Source organism: Streptomyces sp. 549 (assembly GCF_030124175.1).
Taxonomy (GTDB): domain Bacteria; phylum Actinomycetota; class Actinomycetes; order Streptomycetales; family Streptomycetaceae; genus Streptomyces.
This window is the reverse complement of the sequence record NZ_JASKMT010000010.1, coordinates 18288-38196: the sequence shown is the minus strand read 5'-3', so window position 1 is coordinate 38196 and position 19909 is coordinate 18288. Positions and strand designations below refer to the sequence as shown.

Sequence of the window (19909 nt, the reverse complement as noted above, 5' to 3'; positions counted from 1 at the left end):
ACGTCGGGAGGAGCGTCGGGTGGTGCGGGGGGTGAGTGGGGCTTGTGGCGTCCGGGGTGAGGGCGGTCAACCCCCGGGCGGAAGTGCGGCCAGCGCCCGGTCGACCAGCGCGGCGACGCGCACGGCTGCCGGGCCGCTGAGCAGCGAGTAGTGGTGACCCTCGACGGTCTCCTCCTGGACCGGGCCGCGCAGATGGGGCCGCCAGCCCAGGGCGGGCAGGTCGGGGGCGTCGTCGACTCCCATGCCGACTCCCGCGTTGCGGGGTGAGGGGCGGTCCGCGGCCACGATCAGCGCCCGGGTGACGGGGTCGGTGAGGTGTGCGGCGCGGTGCTCGCCGAGCGCGCGCAGGTGGCGTTCGAAGACCGCAAGCCGGGTGTCGGCCGACTCCCGGGCGCCGATGAGGCCGACGTCCCGCAGCCGTTCGGTGACGAAGTCGCGCGGTGTGCGGGCGTCGCGCAGTGCCGCTTCGACGTCCGCGTCGCCGCCCAGGCCGAGGTCGAGGTCGAGGAACGCCTCCAGCGAATGCAGGTAGCGCAGGGCCGCGATCGCGCTGTCCTGGGCGCGGTCGGTGCCGCCCAGGTGGCGGATGCGGTCGGGGGTGTTGGAGTCGACCAGCACCAGCAGGTCGGTGCGCTCCCCGCGCCGTTCCAGCTCGGCCGCCATCTCGTGGGCGACCGTTCCACCCATCGACCAGCCGCCGAGCAGATAGGGGCCGTGCGGTTGGTGGGGGCGCAGCGCCGCGAGGTACCGGTCCGCCATCTCGGGGATACCGGACGGGCCCGTGCCGCCCGTGAGGGCGGGGTCGGTCAGGGCGACGACGGGTCGGCCGTCGCCCAGCAGACCGGCGAGTTCGCCGTAGCAGAGCACGTCACCGCCGGACGGGTGCATGAGGAACAGCGGGCGCCGGCCGTCGCCGTCGCGCAGCAGCAGCGCCACGTCCTCGTCGGCTTGCGGCGTCGGGACCTCGACGGGACCGGCGGACGGGGTGCCAGGCGGTGCGGCGGGGGCGGTGGGAGAAGCGGTGAACCGCCTCGGGCCGGTGTCCCACCGGGCCGGTCCGTCAGCCAGCGACCGGACCCGTGCCACGTAGGCGTCGAAGGCGCGGTCGGCCTCCTCCGGCGGCACGGCGCTCTCCAGCACGTCCCACTGGAGCAGCAGTGCTCCGTGCTGCTCGATCACCTGGTGGTCCAGCCAGGTCTGGGGCGTGCTGCTGACGCCGTGCACCGGCGTTCCGGCCCAGTCCAGGTCGTGCCCGCCGCCCAGCGGGCCGGACAGCCCGAGGGCGCTGGTGAAGACCACGGGCACGGACATGCTGCGCCCGGTGCGCGTGGACTGCTCGGCGAGCAGTTCCAGGGCGGAGAACTCCCGGTGGTCCAGGTCCTCGAACAGGGTGCGCTGCGCCTGTGTCGCGGCGTCGGCGAAACCGGCGTCCGCACTGCGGTCGACCTCGTGCAGCATGAGCGAGGTGAAGTCACCGACGACGGCGTCCGCACCGGGGAGTTCGGCCGGCCGGTCGAAGAGGGTGAGGGTGAGGGTGAACCGGTCCTGCCCCGACCACTGCGCCAGCGTGTCGCCGTAGGCGGCGAGCAGCACTGCTGTCGGGGTGAGGCCGCGCCGGGCCGCCTCGGCGGTGAGGGCGTTCCAGCGTTCCGGTTCCAGGCGCGCGGTGCGCCGCCCGAACCTCGGCCGTTCCCCGGGCCCCGGTTCGCGCAGCGGCAGGGCCGGTGCGCCGGGCAGGTCGTCCGCCCGGGCGCGCCAGTAGGCGGCGGCCCGTGCGTGGCCGGGACCTGCGGCGCGCTTCTCCAGAGCGGCCACACACTCGGCGAACGTCGTGGTCAGCGCGGGGAGTTCGGCGCCGGGATCGAGGTAGAGCGCGCGTAGTTCACGGTCCAGCACGAGGTAGCTGGCGGTGTCGCACACCAGGACGTCGACGTTGACGAATAGGCGCACCACGTCCCCCGGGAGGCGGGCGGCTCGGATGTCGACAAGTGGCCAGCGGCCGGGGCGCGGTTCACGGCGGACCATGCGGTCCCGGATGCGTTCCAGCGTGCGGTCGCGCTCCGCGGGGTCCTTGCCGGTGAGGTCCTGGACGCGGATGCGGTACCGCGGCACCTTCTCCAGGACACGGTTGCGGCCTTCCGGGGAGATGACGGCCCGGAGCATGGGATGCCGGGCGATCACCCGGTTCCATGCCTCCTCGTAGCGGGCGGTGTCCAGCCCCGGGCAGTCGTACTCCAGGTGGAAGGAGCAGGGCACGTCGCCCAGGCGGTAGCCGCCCGAGCCGCCGACCCAGTACGCGTGCTGCACCCGGGTCAGGGGGAAGTCGCCCGGGTCGCCGTGCCCGGTGCCGCCGGTGGGCAGTCCTGCCGGTTCCACAGCCGCCACAGGAGCGGGCGCGGGGGTGTCGGCGGCGGGGGTGTCGGCGGCGGGGGTGTCGGCGGCGGGGGTGTCGGCGGCGGGCAGCAGGGTGGCGAGGGCGGCGACGGTGGGGCGGGCCAGCAGGTCGCTGAGCCGCAGTTCGACACCGTGGTCGTCGCGCAGCCGGGCCAGCATGCGGGTGGCCAGCAGCGAGTGGCCGCCCAGGGCGAAGAAGTCCGCGTCGCGGTCGGCTACGGGGAACCCCAGCAGCTGCGACCACAGTGCGGCTAGCGCCCGTTCCGCCGCGGTGCGCGGACCGCTGCCTTCAGCGGTTGCGGGGGCGGCACCGGAGTCCGGGAGCACGGGCACCGAAGGCGGCGAACCCGCGGTGCGCGGGGCGATGTCGGCCGGGGAGACGGCGAGCGAGGCCGGGGCCCGGCTCTGGGCGGCCAGAGCGAGGATCCGGTCCACGCTGCGCATGCCGTCCGCCAGCCCGATGGAGTGCCGGGAGGCGACCACACGCTCGGTGCCGCCGGGACCGACCCGCCAGCCGTCCCAGGCGACGCTGATCCACCGCGGCCAGCCGGGATCGGCGGTGTGCTCGCGCTCGGCCAGCGCGTCGAGGTACCGGTTGGCGGCGGCGTACGGTCCCAGACCCAGCCCGCCGACGAAGGCGGTGGCCGACGACATCAGTACGACGGTGCCCGGCCAGCGTTCCGGGGGGAGGCGCCGCAGCGCGGCGCGCAGCGTGGTGGCGGCCACCACCTTGGCGTGCAGGTGGTCGCGCACCGTGGCGGGCTCGGTGGAGCGCAGCGGCGCGACCGCCGCGGACGCGACCACTCCGGCGGCGTGCACGACCAGGTCGAGCGCGCCGCGTTCCGTGAGCCGGTGCAGCAGCGCGGCGGTCGCCTGCGGATCGGCGGCGTCGACCGCGCACACCTCCAGATCCGCGCCCTCGGCGCGCAACCGCCGGACGAAATCGGCTCGTTCGGCCTGCACGCTGCCCGGGGCCGGGTCGGCGGCGAGGCCGGTGCGACCGGTCACCACCACCCGGCGCCCGGAGCGGGCGAGGTGCGCAGCGAGGGCGAGGCCGACGTCGCCGAGCCCTCCCAGCACCAGAGCCGTGCCGATGCCGCCGTCGCGGACGGGAGCAGCGCTACCGGAGTCGCTGACGGAGCTGACGGGGCTGACGGGGCTGAGGGGGGCCTCGTGGGACGGGCGCCAGGGAGTGATGCCGCGGACCCAGCGGTGCGTCCCCCGCAGGGCGGCCTCGACTCCGTTCGCGGGGCCCGCCGCGAGGTCGGCGGCCTCCGCACACACCGCGCGGAGGGCACCGGGCAGGGCCGGGACGGCCGGGAGGTCCACCGCGCGCCAGCGCAGACCGGGGAACTCCTGCGCGAGCACGCGGGGCAGCGCGAGCGCCGCCGCGCCCTCGGGGTGCGGCCGGTCCCCGCTCTCGGCCTGCTGGGACCCGGTGGTGAGGTGCAGCAGCACGGCACGGTCCGCCCAGGCGGCTGCCGCCGACGCCACGCGGGCGTAGCGCATGACCGAGGCAGCGACCTGGTCGGCGGCGTCCGTCTCCCGGCCACCGGCGTCGGTCCCGCCCGCAGCGGTGTCGGACGGACCGGGATCGGCGGGGCCGGTTTCGGACCGGCCGGGGTCGGTGGGGTCGAGCAGGACGATGCCCGTGCAGGGTTCGCCGGGGGCCCGCTCGACCTCGGTGAGGGTGACGGTACGGGCACCGGCACCGGTGAGCGCCTCGCGTACCGCAGCGGTCAGCGGCGCGTTCTCCGGTCCCTCGACCAGCCATCGGCCGGTCAGGGGCGCGGCGCCGGGGCCGGGGACGCGGTGCCAGACCGGCAGTTGCAGGGGCTCCCGCTCGTCGGGGGCCGGCCTCGCGGGAAGCGCGGAGCCTGCGCCGGCGCGGGGCCGCTCCGGAGGGTCGATCCACAGCCGGCGGCGCTGGAAGGGCAGACCGGGCAGGGCGGTCCGGCGTCGGCCCGGGCGGTGCAGGGCACTGGCGTCCAGTCGCGCGCCGTGGGTCCACAGCGCTCCCGCGGCGGAGAGCAGCGCGGCCCGTCCGCCGGTGGGCTCGTCCCGGTCGGGGAAGGTGGCGAGCGTCGCGAGCAGGCTCCGGCCGGGCTGCTGCCGGGCCAGTTGCAGCAGCCCGCTGCCGGGTCCGGTCTGGACGATGGCGGTGGGCCCGTCCTCCAGCACCGTGGTCAGGGCGTCGGAGAAGCGCACCACCGAGCGCAGGTGGGGGACCCAGTGGTCGGCGCCGGGCTCGGTGTGCAGGAACTTCCCCGTCAGCGTGGTGGCCAGCGGCAGTTCGGGAACGCGTGGTGCGATCGCCTCTGCAGCGGTGCGCAGTTGCGGGAGCACCGGGTCGACCAGGCGGGAGTGGGCGGCGGCGTCCAGCGAGAGCCGTACCGTGCGCAGGTCCTCTCCGGCCAGCTGCGCCTCCAGCGCGGCCACCGCGTGCTCCGCGCCCGCGACCACGCAGGTGCGGGGGCCGTTGACAGCGGCCAGGTCCAGTTCCGGGTGGCCGCGCAGCAGTGTGATGACCTCGTGCTCGGAGAGCGGCACGGTCAGCATCGCACCGCCGCCTGCCGCCTGGGACATGCCGTGTGAGCGCACGGCCACCAGGGCGGCGGCGTCGGCGACGGTCAGCGCGCCGGCCACGACGGCCGCGGCGTACTCGCCGAGGCTGTGCCCCACCACCGCGTCGGGCTCGACGCCCCAGGCCATGAGGGTCCGGGCGGCGGCGAGGGACACGGTGAACAGGGCGGGCAGGCCGTACGCGGGGTCCCGCAGCTGCCGCCTGGCCGCGTCGTCGGACGGGTCGGCGGTGACGAGGTCGGCCAGTCCGGGGTTGACGCCGTCATCGAAGAGGGCGGCGCACTCCTCCACAGTGCGGGCGAACTCAGTTTCTTCAGCGCACAGTTCGCGCGCCATGCCCGGGTACTGGGTGCCCCCGCCGGGGAAGGCGAAGACGATCCGGGGCACCGGGGTGCTGACGGCCCGGCGGTCGGCGGTGCGCAGGTTGCGCGCGTCGGCTGAGGGGTCGCCGGTGAGTACCGCCGCCGCGCGGCGGGACAGCGCCGCGCGGCCCGCGTGCAGGGTGTGCGCGGCGTCCGCCGTCTGGAAACCGGGCTGCCGCGCCGCTGTCGCGGTGGCCTCGGCGAGGGACGCCAGGGCGTCGTCGCGGTGGGCGGAGAGCAGGGCGAGTTGCGGCCGGGGGTCGGCGGGGGAACCGGTGCGGGGCGGCGCACTGCCGAGGATTACGTGGCAGTTGGTGCCGCCGATGCCGAACGAGCTGACACCGGCGTACCGCTGGCCGGGCCAGGCGGTGGCCCGGTGCACGACCGTGAACGGCGAGTCGTCCAGTTGGAGGTCCGGGTTGAGCGGCGCCGCGTCGAGGGTGGGCGGCAGCTGCCCGTGGTGCAGGGCCAGCACGGTCTTCGCGAAGCCGGCGATACCGGCGGCCGAGTTGGCGTGGCCGATGTTGCTCTTGACCGAGCCGAGGCCGCACCAGGCGGGCCCGCTGTCGCCGAAGACGCGGCGCAGCGCGCCGACCTCCACGACGTCGCCGAGCCGGGTGGCGGTGCCGTGGGCCTCGACGTAGCCGATGTCCGCCGGTTCGAGGCCGGCGACGGCGAGCGCTTCGGTGACGGCGCGGGCCTGGCCGCGCGGTGAGGGCGCGGTGAACCCGGTGCGGTCCCCGCCGTCGTTGTTGACGGCGGAACCGTGCAGGACGGCGAGGACGGGATCGCCGTCGGCCAGCGCGTCGCGCAGGCGCCGCAGGACGGCCGCACCGACGCCCTGGGTGTGCACGATGCCGGTGCCCTGTGCGGAGAAGGTCCGCACTCGGCCGTCGGACGAGAAGATGCCGTCCGGAACGTGCCGGTAGCCCCGGCCCTGCGGCACGATGAGGGAGGAGCCGCCGGCCAGGGCGGTGTCGCATTCTCCGGCGAGCAGTGACTGGGCGGCGAGGTGGACGGCGACCAGCGACGTGGAGCACGCGGTGCCGACGGCGAGGGCTGGCCCGGTGAGCCCCAGCCGGTGGGCGACGTGCAGCGGCAGGTAGTCCGCCACTCCCCCGAGGGCCGCCTGCAGGCTGCCGACCGGGTCCGCGGCCGAGTCGGCGTAGCGGTCGGCCAGGTTGCGGGTGAGGTAGTCGCTGTGTGCGGCGCCCGCGAACACGCCGACGGCTCCCGCTCCGTTACCGCCGCCGTGGCCCGCCCGTTCCAGGGCCCGCCAGCAGGATTCGAGGAACAGGCGCTGCTGCGGGTCCATGGCCGCCGCTTCCGCGTCGGTGAGGCCGAACGGGCCCGGGTCGAACTGGTCCTGACCGTCGATGAGGCCGCTGACCGGCACGTGGGCGGGGTCCGCTCGGCCCGCACCGGCGGCGTTCTCCCCGCTGTCGAGCCGGGTCAGTCCGCTGCGGCCGGAGATCAGGAGGTCCCAGAACGCCTCGGTGTCGGGGGCGCCGGGGAAGCGGCAGTCCAGCGCGGTGACGGCGATCAGGTCGTCGTCGGACGTGGCCTCGGAGTGCGGGCCGGTCATCGTGCGGTCTCCTCGGCGAGAGCCCGGGCGGCGACGCGGTCGGTGCGGCGACGCGGCCGTGCGGGCTGCGGGGCGGGGGCGGGTTCGGACGGGCCCTGCACGGGTTCCGCGTGCGGGGCCGCGGTCTGCCTGGGTTCCGGCCGGGCGGCCTGCTCCGTGATCCGGGCGGCCAGTGAGGCGACCGTCGGGTGCTCGAACATGTCGGAGAGCGCGAGTCGGGGTGCGGGTCCCTCGCGCAGCCTTCGGTGGGCCAGCACCAGAGTGAGCGAGGTGGCGCCGAGTGAGGCGAACGTGCTGCCGGGGGTCACCGGCCCGTCGGTCAGCCGGGTGAAGACCTCGGTCACCGCCGCCAGTACGCCCGGGTCGGGCACGGTGCCGCCCGACCGGCGGGCGCTCCGCTCAGCTGTCACGGCGCTCTGCGGGCCGGTGCCGACGTCCGGTGCGGTGCGCGCGGCGGGCACCTCGGCCCGCACCGGTGCGGCGGGCCGGGCGATGATCGAGTCGGCGGACGGTTCGGTGGGCGGCGTGCAGGGCACCTCGGCCAGGCCACCGGGGGTGAGCCGCGGTGGCGCCCAGGAGTCGCCTCGCAGTTCACGCAGCCGGCGCAGCCACGTCGCGGAGGCCTGCAGCGCCTGCTCCGCCGTGAGACTGCCGGGCCGTACGACCAAGGCGGCCTCCAGGCCGAGTTCGTCGGCCTCGGTGAGTGCCGCTGCGATCCAGGAGGTGTCGGGGGCCGGGTGGGCGGCGGTGCCCGGCGGCAGGGGCTGCCGGGTGGCGGTGACCGCCGGTGCGGGGGCGTCCGCCGCCTCACGGGGCTGCGGGACGTGCTGCGCGGTCGCGGCGAGCGCCGCGTGGTCGATCTTCCCGTTGGCGGTCACCGGCAGGTGGTCGAGCAAGACGAACCGGGCCGGGACCATGTAGTCCGGGAGGCGTTCCCGCAGGGCGGCTGCCAACTCCTCGGGCGTGGGCGGCTCGCCGGTGCCCTTCGGGGAGAGGTGGGCGACCAGTCGCGGCCTGCCGTCGGGACCGCGCACCGAGGACACCACACACTGCCGGACCGCCCGATGGCGGCTCAGCACGGCCTCGATCTCGCCGAGTTCGATGCGGTGCCCGCGGATCTTCACCTGCCGGTCGACACGTCCGAGGAACTCGATGGTGCCGTCCGGGGACCACCGGCCCATGTCGCCCGTCCGGTACACCCGGCGCCCGAGCACGGGGTGCACGGTGAACCGCTCCTCCGTCTGCGCGCTGTCCCCGATGTACCCGCGGGCGAGGCCGCCACCGCCGATGAACAGCTCTCCCGCCGTACCGACGGGAGAGGGCGCGCCGTCCTCGTCGAGGACGTGGAACGACTGGCCGCGCAGGGCGCGCCCGTAGGGGATGCTGCGCCAGTTCGGGTCGGTCTCGCCCACCGGGTGGGTGATGGACCAGATCGATGCCTCGGTCGCGCCGCCCAGGCTCATGAACCGGGCCTGCGGCGCGAGCCGCCGCAACCGGTCCGGCAGGTTCAGGGGTATCCAGTCGCCGGAGAGCATGACCAGGCGCAGCGTGCCGAGCGCCGTCGCGGCCTGCTCCGGTTCCATCTCGGCGTACTCGACCAGCATCTCCAGCAGCGCGGGGGCGGTGTTCCAGATGGTGACGCCGTGCCGTCCGGCCTCTTCCAGCCAGTGCTGCGGGTCGCGCTGGCGCGCCGGGTCGGGCAGCACGAGCGAGCCGCCCGCGCCGAGCACGCCGTAGATGTCGTAGACGGAGAGGTCGAAGCTGAGGGCCGACAGTGCCAGGACGCGGTCGTCGGGGCCGACGGCGAACCTGTCGGTGATGTCGTCGACGGTGGTGCGGGCGGCGCGGTGCTGGATCTCGACGCCCTTGGGGCTGCCGGTTGACCCGGAGGTGAAGATGACGTAGGAGGTGTCGTCGGGGGCGGGGGTCTTCGCCGTGGGGGCCGGTCGGCCTGCGCCGTTTCGGCGCGCGGGCCGGCCGGCTGCCGTCAGCCGGTGCACGGTGACGCCGTCGGGCCAGGGGGTGTGCACGCCCCGGCCGACGAGGGCGTGCCGCACCCCGGCCCGTTCGCAGACCGCGCTGACCCGCGCGGCGGGCCAGGACGGTTCGATCGGCACGTAGCCCGCCCCGGAGGCACTGATCCCGAGCACGGCGGTGATCTGGGCGGTGCCCTTCTCACAGGCGACCGCCACCAGGTCACCGGGGCCGACGCCCTGGGCGGTGAGCAGTTCCGCGGTGGCGCCGGCGTTTGCGGCCAGCCGCTCGTGGGTGACGGTGCCGGTGGGTGCGTGCAGGGCCGGGCGGGAGGGGTGACGCCCGGCCGCGTCGAGAACGGGGTCGTGCAGGAGGGGCCCGGCGGTGGGATACGGCGTGACGTCGAGCGGTTCCTCCGGACGGAACGAGGGGTCCCAGCCCAGAGTGCGGTCCGTCCACGCCGCGGGGTCCTTCAAGGAGTGCAGCAGCCGGACGCAGGCGTCGAGCAGGGCCCGTATCCAGCCGTCGGGGAACGCGCCCTCGACCCAGTCCCAGGCCAGTCGCAGACGTCCGCCCTCGTCCCACACGATGTGGTCGAGCAGCACCTGCGGGGTCTGGGAGACGCCGAAGACCTCCTCGCCGAGCCAGCCGGCCGGGGGCTCCGCCTCACCTGCCAGGCCGACACCGCTGGTGAAGACCACCGGGTGGCTCAATGCGGTGGCGGGCGCGGTCCCGGCGCCGCGCAGGTCCCGCAACACCTCCACGCCGGACACGGACCGGTGGTCGAGGTCCTCCCAGAAGCGGTGGTTGACCTCGGCGGCGTACCGGGCGAAGCCCTCCCACGTCCCGGGAGTGCAGGGCGGGGTGCCGACGAGGGCGGTGGTGGTGAAGTCCCCCACGGCGTCCGTGCTTCCGCCGTGGGTCTCGGGTCGGTCGAACAGCGTGGTGTTGAGGCATATCCGCTCCCCCGCGCCCCAGCGGGCCAGGGTGAAGGCGAAGGCGGCGAGCAGGGTGGCGGTCGGGGTGACGCCGTGCTCGGCACTGCGGGCGCGGAGCGCTGACCACGACTCGGTGTCGAGGCCGTCCTCACACCGCACGAACCGCGGCGGCGTGGTGTCGGCCGGGTCGCGCAGCACCGGCAGGGCCGGGGCGGGCGGCAGGGTGGCCGCGCGGGCCGCCCAGTACTCCCGGTCGCGTTCCCGCCGGGCAGCCCACTCGGGGTCAGCGGCCCGGGTGCGCTGGAGGTCGGGGAACTGCTGCTCGGGCACCGGCAGCCGGTGTGCGGGGTCGGCGACGAGCGCGCCCCACTGCCGCATCAGCAGCATCCAGCCGGCCATGTCGGTGAGCAGCACGTCCACGCCGACGTGCAGGCGCGTCCGGCCGTCCGGCAGCAGCGCCGCGCGCAGGTCGAACAGCGGCCAGGTGCCGTGCGGCCGGCAGCGGTGCGAACTCTCGTGGCGCAGCGCGGCGAGTTGTTCGGCGACCCGTTCGGCGGAGGCGTCCCGCAGGTCGGCGACGTGGATGCGGTAAGGGCCGGGGGCGCGCAGGATGCGCTGCCGGCCGCGGTCGTCCACGGTCATGCGGAGCATCGGGTGGTGGGCGACCAGCCGGTTCCAGGCGGTCTCCAGGCGGGTGACGTCCGCCAGCGGGTCGGCGGTGCCGGCAACCTGCCGGTCGTACTCGTAGTAGTAGAAGGTCGCCACGCCGCCCAGGGGCAGTCCCTCGGCCCGCCCTGCGAGGTAGGAGGCCTGGATGGGGGTCAGCGGGAAGGGCTCGCCCTCTGCCCCGTCCGGCCCCGCCACCAGGTCCGGCCCCTCCCCTGGCCCCGCCTCCTCCACCGGACCCGTGCCGCTGCCGTCCGCCGTCTCGCCGGATTCGCCCCCCGGGGCGGTGAGACGTGCGGCTATGCCCTCGGCGGTGGCCGCCTCGCCCAGGAACGCGGTCAGCGGGAGGTCCTGGCCGGCCCGCTCACGGAGCCTGCGCCGCAACCGTACGGCGGTGAACGACTCCAGCCCCAGGGCGGCGAGCCGGCGTCCGGGCGGGATCTGCTCCGGGTCGCTGCCGAGTACTTCGGCGATGCAGTCGAGCACGAGGGCGAGAGCGCCTTCGGTCCGGGCAGGCTGGTTCATCCGGTCTCCGTCATCACGGCACGGGTGGAAGGCTCCCCCGTTGCCGAACAGGAGGGAGCGTGACGAGCGAGACGATAGATGAAAATGATTTTCAAATCAATGTAGATGGATCAACCGCACCGCACGTCCCACCGGAGGACACCCCACCCCCGATCAGCGGCCACCGAACAGACACCCCCACTCGCTAGTTGGTTATGATATTCATTTACAACACGCTTCTCCGCGGCGCACGAAGCCGTTCCGACTCCCCCGGCCGGCAGCCCCGGAGCGACCTGCCCAGCCCCTGCCGAGCCGCCGGAGACACCATGCGCGAGACCGCACCGCAGGACTTCTACGACAGGACCGCCGAGTACGTCTCGGTCCTGCTGCCCGCCGCGTGGCAGGCCCTGGGCCCCGCCCTCACCCGGGCACTCGACGGCCTGGACACCTCCGGCGGGCCGGTGGTCGACGTCGGCGCGGGAACCGGTGAGAGCACCGCGGCGGTCGCCGGGGCCCTGCCGGCCGCCGAGATCCTCGCCGTCGAGCCCCACCCCGCGCTGCGCACCGCCCTGCTGACCCGGCTCAGCGCTGACACCGGCCTGGCGGCCCGGGTGACCGTCCTGGACTCCGACGTGCTGTCGGCCGAGCTGCCCGAGCACCTGTCGGGACTGGTCGCGATGAACGTCGTCGGCCACCTCACCCCGAAGGACCGGCGCGCCCTGTGGGAGTTGCTGGGGCGGAAACTGACCGCGGACGGCCGGGCCGTGCTCAACCTGTACCCGCCGACCCGCCCCGAGCACGTTCCCTCAGTCCCGATGGGCGAGGCCACCCTCGGTCGCAGGCGCTACACCGGTTCAGCCACGGCCGAACCCGCCGGCGAGGACGCGGTGACCTGGCACATGACCTACCGCGTGGAGCAGGACGGCCGGACGCTCACCGAGTTCACCGCCTCCGACCGGTGGTATGTCTTCACTCCGGAGCAGCTGTCCGCCGAACTGGCCGGGTCGGGACTGCGCCTCACCCCCGTGGACGGCGACCACGGCCTGCACCTGATCACCCGCTGACGTCACCCGCCGAGAACGCTGACCACACCCGTCATCGCCACCCGCCGACGCCGCTCGCAGTCGTCACCAGCCGACCAGGAGACCGCCATGACCTCTCCCGCCCCCGACGGCCTCGGCGCGGTCTTCGACGACGCCTCCGAGGGGTTCGCCGTGTGGACGCCCCTGCTCTGGGACCCGGTCGGTGCCGCCACCGTCGACGCCGCGGACCTCAAGCCCGGTGACCACGTGCTGGACGCCTGCTGCGGCAACGGCGCGGCGGCGCTGCCGGCCGGGTCGGCGGTCGGCCCGCTGGGCCGCGTCGACGGCGTGGACCTCGCCCCGGCACTGATCGGGGCCGCCCGGGCCCGGGCCGTGGAAGCCGGGCTCGACCACGTGCGCTTCCATGTCGCCGACGTGACCGGCTGGCGGTCTCCCGAGGCACAGCCGTACGACGCGCTGACGTGCGTGTTCGGCGTGTTCTTCCTCCCCGGCATGGACGCGGCGGTGGCCCGGTTGCTCGGCCTGCTGCGTCCGGGCGGGCGTTTCGCCCTCACCGTCTGGTCCAGCGGATCGGTGGAACCCCTGGTGGCGCCGTTCGTCTCGGCCGCCGGCACCGAGCTTCGGGCGGCCGGACGCACCCCGCCGGGGCCCGGTGCCGCGCTGCGGGAGAGCGAGCGGCTCGGCACCGCCGAAGGGCTGGACGCATGGCTGCGAGACCTGGGCGCCGAGGACGCACGGGTCCGCCCGATCGAGTTGCGCATCACACTGACCGACGACCTGGCCTGGCACTTCGTCACGGGCGCCGCTCCGCGAGCGCTGCTGTACGGCCTGGACGAGGCGGCGGTGGCCCGGGTCCGCCGCGCGTACACCGCCGAACTCCAGCGCCGGGAGATCCGCACGTTCCACGCCTCGGCGCTCATCGGCACCGGCACCCGCCCTGCCTGACGCGGAACGGACCGGGCGGCGTCCGGCACCGGACGGCGTCCGGCACCGGTCGCGCCAGCGGGGGCGTCGTCCCCTCTGGCGGGCCTGCGCGCCTTCGGCGAGCATTGCCCCAGGTTGGAACCGGTGACAAGCCGCGCCCGGAGTGTTGAACACACCGCCGCAGCCGCCCGTACCCCCGGTGAAGCGTCCAAGGATCGAAAGGGTCAGCCACCATGTCGGAACCAGTGACCACCCGCCGCACCCTGCTCGCCGCCGCGGGCGCCGCCGGACTTGCCGCCTCCCTCGCCGCGTGCGGTGACGGCGGTTCGAACGACCCCGCCGGCGGCGGGACCGACACCGACGTGCCGCCCGCGGACCAGACGACCGGCGGCCAGCAGGACGGCGGCCAGCCGGCGGAGGGCGGCGGTTCGGAGCTGGCCAAGACCGCCGACATCCCCGAGGGCGGCGGCACCGTCTTCAAGGACCAGAAGGTTGTCGTCACCCAGCCCACGAGCGGCGAGTACAAGGCCTACTCGGCCGTCTGCACCCACCAGAACTGCCTGGTAGCAGAGGTCTCCGACGGCACCATCAACTGCGCCTGCCACGGCAGCAAGTTCAGCATCACCGACGGCAGCGTCACCGCCGGCCCCGCCCAGCAGGCGCTGCCGGCGGCGAACATCTCCGTGGAGGGCGACGCCATCCGGATGTCCTGAGCCGCAGGCTGCGGTGTTCCAGCCGGAACACCGCAGATCGACCGCGCCCGGCCGCGCCCGGATGCCTGTGTGGGGCTCCCCGGCGCCGCCGGGCGTTGCACGGCCGCGGATGAGCGGCGATGATGCGCTGGCGCCGGGCGGTGGAGCACGGGGTGCGGAACGAGAGGCGAGCCTGATGGCCGGGGTGGAGCAGCGGCGGGGCCGCCGGATCATGATGACGCCGGAGGAGCTGGATGTGTTCCTCCGCGAGCAGCGCACCTGCCGCGTGGCAACCGTCGGCACCGACGGCAGCCCGCACGTCGGGGCGCTGTGGTTCTGCTGGGACGGCACGTCGCTCTGGCTGTACTCGCTCGTCCGCAGCAAGCGCTGGTCGCAACTGCGGGCCGACCCGCGGGTCGCGGTGGTCGTGGACGACGGCACCGAGTACGCGGAGCTGCACGGTGCCGAACTGTCCGGCGAGGCGGTCCGGGTGGGCGAACTGCCCCGGATCGGCGAACCGTGCCCCGAACTGGAGGTGCCGGAACGGCTGTTCGCCGCCAAGTACTTCGGTCTGGACGCGTTGCCGCACGACGAGCGGCACGCATGGCTGCGGCTGACTCCCCGCTCGGTCGTCTCCTGGGACTTCCGCAAGCTCTGACCGGCCGTCCTTCGCGCACGGCGCGGCAGGGCGTCCGCTGCGCTCAGCCGTAGCGGGTGCCGCCGCCGGGGTGGATGGCGGTGGCGACGGCGTCCGCGAGGGCGGCGAGCCGGTCCGCATCGAGCCCGGAGACCGTCAGCCGCACGCCGGGCGGCGAAACGGTGCGGAACCGGGCGCCGGGCGCGACCGCCCAGCCGCTCTGCAGCAGCCGGGCCACCACGCCGGCCTCGTCCGGGACCGGCACCCACACGTTCATGCCGCTGCGCCCGTGCGCGGGCACGCCCCGGTCGGCCAGCGCACCGACCAGGGCGGTGCGGCGGCGGCCGTAGGCGGCGGCGACCTCCGCCGGGCGCACCGCGCGCTGCTCCCACAGGTGGCTGACCGTGTCCTGGAGCAGGCGGCTCACCCAGCCGGGACCCAGGCGCTGGCGGCCCTGCACACGTTCCAGGGTGAGCGTGTCACCGGTCAGCACGGCCAGACGCAGGTCAGGACCGTAGGCCTTGGCCACCGACCGGATCAGCACCCAGTGCGCGGTCGGCCCGGCGAGCGGGTGCAGCGGCAGGTCGACGATGTGGTGCCCGTGGTCGTCCTCCACGACCACGGTCTCCGGGTGGGCGCCCAGCAGTGTGCGCAGCTCGGCGGCCCGGCCGGCCGAGACGGCCGCGCCCGTCGGGTTCTGCGCCCGGTCGGTGACCACCAGGGCGCGCGCGCCGCCGCGCAGCGCCCGGGCGACGGATTCGGTCAGCGGGCCGTCGTCGTCCACGGCCACCGGTGCCACCCGCAGGCCGAGCGCGGGCACGAGGTCCAGCAGGCTGCCCCAGCCGGGGTCCTCCACCGCCACCGTGTCGCCGGGCCGCAGGTGGGCCAGGAGGACCCGTTCGATCGCGTCGAGCGCACCCGACGCCACAGCGACCGGCCCCGGCGGCACTCCGTCGGCGTCCAGTTCGGCCCGGGCGAGCCGGGCCAGCCGCGGGCTGACCGCGTCGTCCCCGTAGAGCACCGGTCGGGCGGCTGCGCCGGCCGCTGCGGCGGCGAGCGCCTCACCGAGCGCGGGCAGCAGGGCCGGGTCCGGATTGCCCTTGCCGACGTCGGCCACTCCGGGCGGCGCGTCCACCCGGATTGCCTCCCTGGCGGTGCTGGCCGGGCGGGCCCGCACCCGGCTGCCGCGGCGCCCGGCCGTCTCGATGACACCACGTTCGCGAAGCGCCCGGTAGGCGGCGGCGACGGTGTTGGGGTTGACGCCGAGGTGCTCGGCGAGTTCACGCATCGGCGGCAGGGCGTGCCCAGGCGGCAGCGCACCCGCGGAGACGCCTCGCTCCACGCTTCGCGCGATCTCCGTGGCACGCCGACCCTCGATCGGATAGTCTTCTAGCACAAACAGTATTTTGCACTAGTGCAATGACATGCGCAAGTGCTTCACGGAGGGGGCAGCCATGCCGGAAGAGCCGAGCGAACAGACGTATCCCGTCACCGCCCGTACCGCGCCCACCCGGGCCAAGCACCGGGTGAGCCACGACCGCGCCCTGGTGCACGACGTGCTCGACGCGGGCTGGGTGTGCCACCTGGGCTTCGTCCGTGAGGGTCGGCCCGTCGTGCTGCCGACGCTGTACGCCCGGGTCGGCGAACGGCTCTACGTCCACGGTTCGACCGGTTCGGGCACGGCCAGGGCCCTGCCCGGTGGTGGCTCGGGCCTGCCGGTGTGCGTCACCGTCACCCATGTCGACGGAGTGGTGCTGGCCCGTTCGGCCATGCACCACTCCGCCAACTACCGGTGTGTGGTCGTGCACGGCGACGCCCGTACCGTCACCGACCCGGCGGAGAAGGCCGCCGCGCTGGACGCCCTGGTCGAGCAGGCGGTGCCCGGCCGGTCGTCCGACTGCCGCCCGGCCAGCGCCCGGGAACTCGCCGCGACCGCGGTCCTGGGCCTCGATCTCCGGGAGGCGTCGGCGAAGGTCCGCGCGGGCGGCCCGTCGGACGACGCCGAGGATCTGTCACTCCCCCACTGGAGCGGTGTCCTCCCGCTGTCGACCGTCACCGGCAGCCCGGTCCCCGCCGACGACCTCGGCGCGGACGTGCCCCTGCCCGGCTACCTGACGGCTGCGGCCCGCCCCTGACCTGGTCTCCGACAGCATCAGTGCGGACACCGCGCCGAGCAGGACGACGGTGCCCGCCACCGTCGTCGCGGTGAGGTGCTCGCCGAGCAGCAGCACCGCGATGCCCGCGGCCGTCACCGGTTCGATCAACGCGATCACCGAGGCGGTCGCGGCACGCACCACGGCGAGCCCGGCGAAGTACAGCCCGTACGCCAGGGCCGTCGGCACCGCAGCCACGTAGGTCATCAGCGTCAAGGACCGGGCCAGGCCCTCCGCCTGCGGCAGCAGCCCCTCCACGGCGGCGAACGGCAGCAGCAGGACCGCACCGACCGCGAACGCGGCCACCGTGGTGCCCAGCGGGTCGCCCGCCGAGCCGCTGCGTCCGAGGTGGCGCATGTAGAGCGTCATGGCCGAGTAGCCGACCGCGGACAGCAGCGCCAGGCCGACCCCCTCCGTACGCACCGCGCCGGACCCGTCGGCGCCGCCGAGCATCAGCACGGCGAGGCCGGCCAGCGCGCCCAGCACGGCGGCACCACCGCCGCGGCCGAGGCGCTCGGCCATCCACACCCTGGCGCCCAGGGCGATGAGCACCGGCCCGGCGCCGAGTGTGACCACGGTCGCCACCGCCAGGCCGGTGGCCTGCACGGCGGCGAAGTAGGCCGTCTGGAAGACGGTCAGGCCCAGGCCCGTGACGGCGATCCGCACCACCCTGCGGCGCGGTGCCTCCGGGACCGGCGTCGCACGGGGTGCGCGCCGGGCGGCCTGGAAGGCGAGCAGCAGCGCGAGCCCGCCCGCTGTCCGCCAGAAGGTGAGAGCGACGGGCCCGAGCCCGCTGCCGTCGAAGAGCAGGGCTGCCGCCGCACCGGCGGTGCCCCAGGCCGTCGCGGCGACGACGACGTAGAGCAGTCCCCTGCCGACGGCAAGGGAAGAAGTGTGCTGCATGTGGTGCTCCGCTGGGAGAAGGGAATGCACGGCCGTCGACCCGTCTGCGGGCAGGAGCGGCCTACGCGGCGTCCGTCACGGACAGCGGCGTGGTCCTTTTCCCGGCGCCCGCTTCAGGCGACCGGCGGCGGAAGCACGTTGAACAGCATGGGGGAACCCTAGGACGCGCGGGCGTCCTCGGGCAAGCCGCCGACGGCGGCAGGCTCCGCGCCGCGCGCGACCGGTTCGGGCCGGCCGGCGGCCGGCGTGGCCCGCTGTGCGATGAACGCCCCGCACAGCACCACGGCGCCGCCGAACACCTGGACCGCCGACAGGTACTCGCCGAGCAGGGTCCAGGCGAGCACCGTGGCCACGACGGCTTCCAGGCAGGCCACCACGCCGGCGACCTGCGGGGAGAGCCTGCGCACCGACACCACCCCGGTGAGGTAGGCCGCCACGGTGGCGACCAGGACGATCCAGCCCAGCAGCAGCGCCGCCGGCACTCCGGAGCCGTCCATCAGCGCCTGTCCGGTCAGGACCGACCAGGACATCTCCCAGGGCCGGGCGACCAGGGTCAGCAGCGCGGCGCCGAACAGCAGGCCGTAGGCGATGACACCCACCGGGTCGGGGGCCGGACGGTCGGCGGACCCGGAGCTGCCGTGGTCGGACAGGATGAAGTACCCCACCTGGCAGCACGCGGCGCCCAGGGCCAGCAGCAGGCCCAGCGTGTCGAAGGCGAGCCCGGCCCACACCTCCACGACACAGGCCAGCCCGCCGACGGCCAGTACCACGCCGATTCCGGCGGACCGGCTGACCGGCCTCCGCTGCACCAGGCGCACCCAGCCGAGCACGAGGGCCGGTGCCAGGTACTCCACCAGCAGCGCCACACCGACCGGGATGCGGGAGATCGCCGCGAAGTAGCACGCCTGCACGCCGGCGACGGCGAACAGCCCGAACCCGGCGAGCAGCGCCGGGCGCTCCCGTACCAGGCCGCGGTGCCGCCAGGCCAGCGGCAGCATCACCAGGGCCGCTCCGGCCACCCGCAGCCAGGTCACCTGGAGCGGGCTGAGGCCCGCCTCGATCAGGGGCTTGGCCGCCACACCCGACCCGCCGAAGGCGCAGGCGGAGACGAGGGCGAGCGCCAGGCCGGACCTGCGGCTCGGGCGGGCCGGGTTCTTCGTTGCGTGCACCGGGCCATCATGCCCAACCCGGTTCAGCAGTGTCGAGAGTTTTGTACCTGACGAGACGGGAGGTCCGGAGCCCGGGCGGGGCGGCACGCAACCGGGACCGCGTCCACCACGTCCCCTTGGCAAAGGCACGCACAGCGACCACGACCGCGGGGAGGCCCATGGCCGTCTGCACGCAGCACCGGCTGCACACCTGGATGGTGGCGCTCGCGGGCGTCGACGGCCGGCGGTACGTCTACCGGGTGTACGCCCCCCGCGACGCCCTGCCGGGGGACGTCTTCTGGTCCGCCTTCCACCACCACGACGAGCAGGCGCTGCCACGGGTCTCCGACGCCTTCGACACAGCGGAGATCTGGCCGCTGGCCTCCGGCCCGGACCTCCGGCCGCGCTGACCGCACGGCACCGCGGCCGGGGGCGGAGCGCGCCGCACCGCCGCCGGGGGCGAGGCGGTCCACCGGTCGCCGGTTGGCCTTGGCCGCTCGCCGCACCTGCCCTCTAGGGTCGCGGCCATGAGGATCCGCTACGTCGACGCCTTCACCGACCGCCCGTTCGCCGGCAACCCGGCCGCCGTGGTCCTGCTGGACGGCCCCGACTTCCCGTCCGCCGACCGCATGCAGCGCCTGGCCGCCGAGATCAACCTCTCCGAGACGGCCTACGCGCACCCCCTCGGCGAGGGCGCCGAGGCCGACTGGGCGCTGCGCTGGTTCACCCCGGCCGCCGAGGTCGCCCAGTGCGGGCACGCCACGCTCGCCACCGCGCACGTGCTGCACGAGGAGGGCCGCTGCGGGCAGGAGGTGCGGTTCGCCACCCGCAGCGGGGTACTGGGCGCCACCATCGCTGAAGTCGGCCGCGTGACGCTGGACTTCCCCACCGCGCCGCTGGAGCCGGCCGAGCTGCCGCCGGTCGTCACCCGCGCCGTGGGCGCGCCGGTGCTGACCGCCTGTGCGACGGGGCCGCTGGTCGGTGACTGGCTGGTGGATGTCGGCGACGAGCACACCGTGCGCACGCTCGCCCCCGACCTGCCCGCGCTGGCGGGCGCCGGCGGGCGGGGCGTCATCGTGACGGCCGCCGCCGACAGCCGGAGCAGCGGGTACGACTACGTGTCGCGGTGCTTCTTCCCCGCCGTCGGCATCAACGAGGACCCGGTGACCGGCAGCGCCCACACCGCCCTGGCGCCGTTCTGGTCCGCCCGACTGGGGAGCGCCGACCTGGTGGGGCTTCAGGCGTCGGCCAGGACCGGGCGCGTGGTGACGGCGGTGCGAGGGGAGCGGACCCTGCTGACCGGGAGTGCCGTCCGTGTCATCGACGGGGAGCTGCGCGTGCCGCTGTGAGCCCGGCGCAGGGGGTGGGGCCGCAGGCCGGAAGAGTCGCGGAACGGGAGGCGC

Annotated in this window: 11 protein-coding genes and 1 pseudogene; 7 read left to right on the top strand and 5 right to left on the bottom strand. The window is 75.2% G+C overall.

Annotated features, from left to right (window positions below):
• Positions 1 to 66: 66 nt before the first annotated feature.
• Positions 67 to 6924 carry a type I polyketide synthase gene (locus QNO07_RS13825; protein ID WP_283992242.1) on the bottom strand — a complete coding sequence of 2286 codons (6858 nt, stop codon included), beginning with the start codon at positions 6922 to 6924 and terminating at the stop codon, positions 67 to 69.
• Entirely contained in the window at positions 6921 to 11027 is a 4107-nt protein-coding gene (locus QNO07_RS13820) for a non-ribosomal peptide synthetase (protein WP_283992240.1), read from the bottom strand. The genes QNO07_RS13825 and QNO07_RS13820 overlap by 4 nt, the downstream gene beginning before the upstream one ends.
• Before the next feature lie 305 nt (positions 11028 to 11332).
• Here QNO07_RS13820 and QNO07_RS13815 point away from each other — a divergent pair, with 305 nt between their 5' ends.
• The 4 genes from QNO07_RS13815 to QNO07_RS13800 all read left to right on the top strand — a co-directional run bounded on the left by QNO07_RS13815 (position 11333) and on the right by QNO07_RS13800 (position 14323).
• Positions 11333 to 12070 (top strand): methyltransferase, encoded by a 738-nt coding sequence (locus tag QNO07_RS13815; RefSeq protein WP_283992239.1) that lies wholly within the window; start codon positions 11333 to 11335, stop codon positions 12068 to 12070.
• Between the two features lie 87 nt (positions 12071 to 12157).
• Complete coding sequence (locus QNO07_RS13810; protein WP_283992237.1) at positions 12158 to 12994, top strand: class I SAM-dependent methyltransferase; 837 nt, start codon at positions 12158 to 12160, stop codon at positions 12992 to 12994.
• A 212-nt stretch (positions 12995 to 13206) separates the two neighbouring features.
• Positions 13207 to 13686, top strand: coding sequence for a Rieske (2Fe-2S) protein (locus QNO07_RS13805; protein ID WP_283992235.1), 480 nt, complete (start codon positions 13207 to 13209; stop codon positions 13684 to 13686).
• Positions 13687 to 13861: 175 nt separating this feature from the next.
• A complete protein-coding gene (locus QNO07_RS13800; RefSeq protein ID WP_283992411.1) occupies positions 13862 to 14323 on the top strand; it encodes a pyridoxamine 5'-phosphate oxidase family protein in 462 nt (153 codons plus the stop codon).
• Positions 14324 to 14366: 43 nt separating this feature from the next.
• Here QNO07_RS13800 and QNO07_RS13795 read toward each other — a convergent pair whose 3' ends face one another.
• Entirely contained in the window at positions 14367 to 15698 is a 1332-nt protein-coding gene (locus QNO07_RS13795; RefSeq protein WP_283992233.1) for an aminotransferase class I/II-fold pyridoxal phosphate-dependent enzyme, read from the bottom strand.
• A 58-nt stretch (positions 15699 to 15756) separates the two neighbouring features.
• On the opposite strand from QNO07_RS13795, the gene QNO07_RS13790 reads away from it, so the two are divergent.
• Positions 15757 to 16437 (top strand): pyridoxamine 5'-phosphate oxidase family protein, encoded by a 681-nt coding sequence (locus QNO07_RS13790; RefSeq protein WP_349636832.1) that lies wholly within the window; start codon positions 15757 to 15759, stop codon positions 16435 to 16437.
• Here QNO07_RS13790 and QNO07_RS13785 read toward each other — a convergent pair.
• Positions 16408 to 17358: pseudogene (locus tag QNO07_RS13785) on the bottom strand (DMT family transporter); the annotation flags it as partial. The gene QNO07_RS13790 and the pseudogene QNO07_RS13785 overlap by 30 nt on opposite strands.
• Positions 17359 to 17516: 158 nt before the next feature.
• The gene (locus QNO07_RS13780) at positions 17517 to 18527 is read right to left on the bottom strand and encodes an EamA family transporter (RefSeq protein ID WP_283992229.1); all 1011 of its coding nucleotides are present in this window, start codon (positions 18525 to 18527) and stop codon (positions 17517 to 17519) included.
• 158 nt (positions 18528 to 18685) lie between these two features.
• Here QNO07_RS13780 and QNO07_RS13775 point away from each other — a divergent pair, with 158 nt between their 5' ends.
• Entirely contained in the window at positions 18686 to 18916 is a 231-nt protein-coding gene (locus tag QNO07_RS13775) for a hypothetical protein (protein WP_283992227.1), read from the top strand.
• A gap of 117 nt (positions 18917 to 19033) precedes the next feature.
• Positions 19034 to 19855, top strand: coding sequence for a PhzF family phenazine biosynthesis protein (locus tag QNO07_RS13770; RefSeq protein WP_283992226.1), 822 nt, complete (start codon positions 19034 to 19036; stop codon positions 19853 to 19855).
• Positions 19856 to 19909 lie beyond the last annotated feature (54 nt).